Source organism: Laceyella putida (genome assembly GCF_042665195.1).
Classification (GTDB): Bacteria; Bacillota; Bacilli; order Thermoactinomycetales; family Thermoactinomycetaceae; genus Laceyella; species Laceyella putida.
The window spans coordinates 1-4,433 of the sequence record NZ_JBHTBW010000028.1; the positions used below are offsets into that span (position 1 = coordinate 1).

Sequence of the window (4,433 nt, forward strand, 5' to 3'; positions counted from 1 at the left end):
AATGGACCTCAGTTTATTTCACATGCCTTTAGACAAGCATGTGAACAGTTCAAGCTGGAGCATGATGGTTGCGATGACCAAAACGAATTCCGCCTAAAACACCTAACTTAAACGCCCACATTGAAGCCTTTCATCGCTTGTTACAGGATGAATGTTTATCTCGTTTCGAATTTAAAACGTATGGAGAAGCTTATGAGGCAGTGACAGAATACATAAGCTTTTACAATGAACGTCGAATTCATTCTAGTTTGCAGGATTTAACTCCAAACGAATTTTACTTACAAAACCAAAAGCATTTGATTTTGACTTCAACCGTTCGAGTTTAGTTGAAAAAGGGTGAAAAAGCGAGCTTAAGATACACTCTGTCCAAAATTAAGGGGTTAATCCGCAACTTCTACGATAAATATCCTCGATGTCGAGGAATCAAAACTTAAACAAAGCATCAGTATTTTTTCTGAATATATTAAAGCCCCGGAGGTTCGAGGAAAGACGCACGTACGGTTCGGTTGGTTTGAATACAAGTAACCCTCCTCAAAGCTACCGGATCGGGGGATTTTCTTCACAAACCACATAGAATGAACACAAACGATAAGGAAAGCGTTTTAGAGGCTCCTTCACTAATCACATAGATTTAACACAAACTCAATTCCCAACCGGTCGTGTTCATCTTGTGAAAGACCTTCACTAATCATATAGATGGAACACAAACTTGCTAGAGTTGGAGGCTGGTATGAGCTACGCTTCTAACTTTACTAACCAAGTCAATGACTTGGCTGATTGGTTCCAAAAAAGTAATGGGGAACCGTTTAACCCACGAGAAACATCGGCTATGGCAAACAAAGATCTTGCTTATTACATGGCTTTACCTTATACAATCCAGATCCGCCATATTCAAGATGAAGGCGACTTACTATTACGCTAAGATGTTAGAGCTGGATGGCTACCAGAGTCATGGAGCAACAGTGGATGAACCGTATAGCAATATCCGCGAAGCTATGGAAGGATATTTTGAAGTAAAGCTGGAACATGGCGATCCGATCCCGGAGCCGGTTCCGGATGATAAGGAGTATAGCGGGAAATTCAATCTTCGCTTGCCAAAGAGCCTTCATAAGTACGTGACGGAGCAGGCCGAGGCGGAAAACGTTTCGTTGAATCAATACATCCTTTATAAGCTCTCTTCTCATGTGGCTAATCGCTGATGGCGGTTGGCCTTTTCATTTTCTTATGGGCAAATGGTGGCCAAATGACCGGATGCTCCTTCTAGGGGTATATTCGAGATATGCACAAAAGCGGCACGATAGATGGGGGAAAATGGAAAGAGGGCACAAGGCCCTCCGTTCAAGCAGTTTTCAACTCTAATTCCAGCTTCCCATCTAAAGTCTGTGGCGGTTCATTCAAATCAATAACATAATCACCAAATCGTTTGATATGCTCTGTTAGATAAGGGCTGAGCGCACTCAGATCGTCTGGGTCTACGTAATAACCTTCTCGCCTTAATTGACGTATCGCCACGGTCAAATCAACGACGTTTTGGAAAATAACCGCGTTTGCAACCAGGTCTCCATACTTAATAGACTTTTCTTGTTGTTCAGGATCGTTGTCGGCAATAATGCTATCTCCATCGAAGAACAGCCACTTGGAGAAACCGTTGTAAGCCTCTACTTTGTTTATGGTGGCCGTAATTTTTCTGCGGAGCTCAATATCGGCAATGTATTGGAGCAAGAAAACCGTTCGCACGACACGTCCGAGTTCCCTGAATGCCTGATAAAGCTTGTTTTTTTGGCTGTAATTCCCAACTTTCTTAACAGCATAGCAGAAGAGATTTTCCCATGCTTAATTGACAGGACAACATGTAAAAGGTCCTTCCAATGCAGTTCGATCAAGTCCCAGTCATTGTATCGCTAAAGAGAGAATCAATGTGCTTATATTTCATTGCGGGACTGGGGCGGAAGAGGGTAAGTGTAGTGGTACGGTGACCCCTTATATGCAAGCAGTGCGTCCTTCTGATCTTGTCAATGTCCAAATGTGCAGAATCCCTTCAACATCCTTTATCATTCTAGGCACGACTTATGGAAACGGATGCGGATGTGGATTGAGCTGTTCGAGCGTCAATGGTTGCTTCGCATACCCAAGTTCCACCGGTACCCGTAGCACCCTCTTAAGCCCTGTCACACGGGTAAGGTGGTGTCCGAACGTCATCGGCAACATCCCCGGAATCAACACTTTCACGCAATGCAGTCCGTTGCGCATCATTTCCGGTGTCGTCTGGTCCACCACGATCACCTCAAGGTTCAATCGGCGGAACACCTGGAGAATATCCTTCAGATCGTCGGTCAGGTCCGCATGTCTCCCCTTCCGCTTGAATTCCTCGTCAAACGTTCGCAACGGACGATTTTCATCCAGCAAAAATTGCAGGCGCTCCTCCGCTTGCGGCAAACTATACAGCATGGAATGGTCCTCCATCTGCAGAACCAGGAACGGATCATGGAACATTCGCACATACTTCTCCTGGTTTGCCTCGAATTTCTCGTCAAGCGTCAGCATCATGCCGGCTAACTCGTGAATCGCGCTTTTCACTGCCCTTACCGGGTCGAGATGAGCTCCGGCCGCACAGATGAGATTCACTCCCTTATGTTTCCTGTTTTTTGCCAACGCCCAAACGCTTGGAATCCCGTTCTCCATCGTTGAGTTAAACAAATGCAGATCATATCCCGCCACCGCTTTTATCCGATCGATCATTAACCGCAATTCTTGGTCGTCGGCGGAATAAGGGTCAAGGCGTGGGAGAGGCAATTGCGCGTACCAAGTCATCAGGAATGAATCGCGTTCTACCACCTCCAAAATACCGTAGAAAATGGCCTCTTCCAAACTTCCTCCTAATGCGCATCCGTTGGAAGTTTCATAGACAAATCCATCCTCACAGACCAAGCTATCCCCACAGACCAAGCTGTAATAAGCAAGTAACTTCGGAACTAGAATCGGGCGCTCCTCTAAAAACGAATAGCCCCATACCCAATCGATTGGGCGGTCAGGATCAAACTCTTTGAACGGAAATAAAGGCTGCGCATACTGTTCCTTCGCGTGCACCCCTACCTTGATGGGGTTGAGCGCTTGATCCGCCAGATTACGGTAACTATCGTGGACCACCGTCAGTTTGCCGCGTGGTGCCAGACCGCAATACCGCTCCAAGCTCTCCAAGATGGCCGTCAACTCGCTTTCTGCATAGGAATGAGTCCGACCTGCTGATCCCTCGTCCCCCGTGAACAGTGGCAGATTCACACTCACAGCGGCAAACGGGGACACGAGGTCACGCATTTTCCCATTCAAAAGGCCAGTCCGGTAATCCAAATAGTCTTTAACGAGCACTTCCTTCAAGTCATCCATCGGACGGCAGCGGTAACTGTCGGCGCTGATCTTCAGACTTGGTGAAAGCGTTATTCGGGCCGCTGTCGGTGAATCGTTGGGCAATCGACCACAAACCCGGCACAGCGGATCGGGCAGAAAGAAGTGACGTGTGCTCTTTAGCGTTTTCAGGTTGATGAAAAACACCCGTTCTTCCAAGTGGGCCCGTCTGCCTTGCAACACTCTCTGCGCCTCCGCAACGATTAGGTGAGCCACCTGCAAAAGCCCTGTGCGCGATGCCCACGCGTCACGTGGCATTCCCCCGTGCTCTGCCAGCCTCTGCTGCAGCTCCAACATCTCCTTGCGGTCGCGTCCCCCCATGAGGCGTCGCCAATCCGCACACTGGGAGCACCCCGGCGTACCCGGGCGAACCAGCGGCCCGACTACACCCTCGCCAAATGAAACGAAGCCACGTAGCCAAGGGATGCCAGTTGGTTGCAACACCTCTTCCGCCTTGTGATGAACGGAGGGATGCCAGGCATCGTGCAACACCAAAACCAAATCCGCCGCTTCCGGTACTCCCGCCTCCAAATCGGTCTGACAAACGACATGGAATTGGGCGGACAGTTCTCCACATACGAAGTCCGCCAACAGTCCTTCTCCGACCACCGCCACAACAGCACTCACCGGGATTCCTCCTCTCGCAACAACACGCCAAACACTCCTGCCAGTCCTTCTTTCAAAAACGGTTCCAGTGCCAGATCTAAGACCAAAAGCCGCTTGCCGTTCCGTTTCAAGACCTGCAAGGCGGACTGCAAGACCTCCGATTGTGCCGCCTCTTCACACGCGGGGATCACAAGGCTTTGCAGCATCTTTTCTTCAAGTAGTACGGTTGATGCCCCCAACGCTTGCGTCGTGAGGCACGCCGCTTGGTTTTGTGCCTTCAGCAGGGCCTGTTGCAACGCCTTCCTGAGCGCGATTGTCACATTCAAGCCTACACTGCGATACCAGCGTCCGCTCGTGCCGACCCACACCACAGGGAATCCGGACACTTCCTCTCCCAAGCCGATCATCGGTGCCCCTTGCATTGT

General features: G+C 49.2%; 4 protein-coding genes and 2 pseudogenes. 3 read left to right on the forward strand and 3 right to left on the reverse strand.

Annotation, left to right across the window (positions count from 1 at the left end):
- The first annotated feature begins 86 nt into the window (after positions 1-86).
- From ACFQNG_RS10455 to ACFQNG_RS10465, 3 genes are all read left to right on the forward strand, one after another.
- Positions 87-326, forward strand: a complete 240-nt coding sequence (locus ACFQNG_RS10455) for an integrase core domain-containing protein (protein WP_379864875.1) — start codon at positions 87-89, stop codon at positions 324-326.
- Between the two features lie 383 nt (positions 327-709).
- A complete protein-coding gene (locus ACFQNG_RS10460) occupies positions 710-922 on the forward strand; it encodes a hypothetical protein (protein ID WP_379864872.1) in 213 nt (70 codons plus the stop codon).
- 40 nt (positions 923-962) lie between these two features.
- Positions 963-1,199, forward strand: coding sequence for a toxin-antitoxin system HicB family antitoxin (locus ACFQNG_RS10465; protein WP_379864873.1), 237 nt, complete (start codon positions 963-965; stop codon positions 1,197-1,199).
- 139 nt (positions 1,200-1,338) lie between these two features.
- Here ACFQNG_RS10465 and ACFQNG_RS10470 read toward each other — a convergent pair.
- The 3 genes and pseudogenes from ACFQNG_RS10470 to ACFQNG_RS10480 form a co-directional block, all read right to left on the reverse strand.
- A pseudogene (locus ACFQNG_RS10470) lies at positions 1,339-1,883 on the reverse strand (Tn3 family transposase).
- A gap of 184 nt (positions 1,884-2,067) precedes the next feature.
- Positions 2,068-4,029 carry a TOMM precursor leader peptide-binding protein gene (locus ACFQNG_RS10475; protein WP_379864874.1) on the reverse strand — a complete coding sequence of 654 codons (1,962 nt, stop codon included), beginning with the start codon at positions 4,027-4,029 and terminating at the stop codon, positions 2,068-2,070.
- Positions 4,026-4,433: pseudogene (locus ACFQNG_RS10480) on the reverse strand (bacteriocin maturation protein); the annotation flags it as partial. The gene ACFQNG_RS10475 and the pseudogene ACFQNG_RS10480, both read right to left, overlap by 4 nt.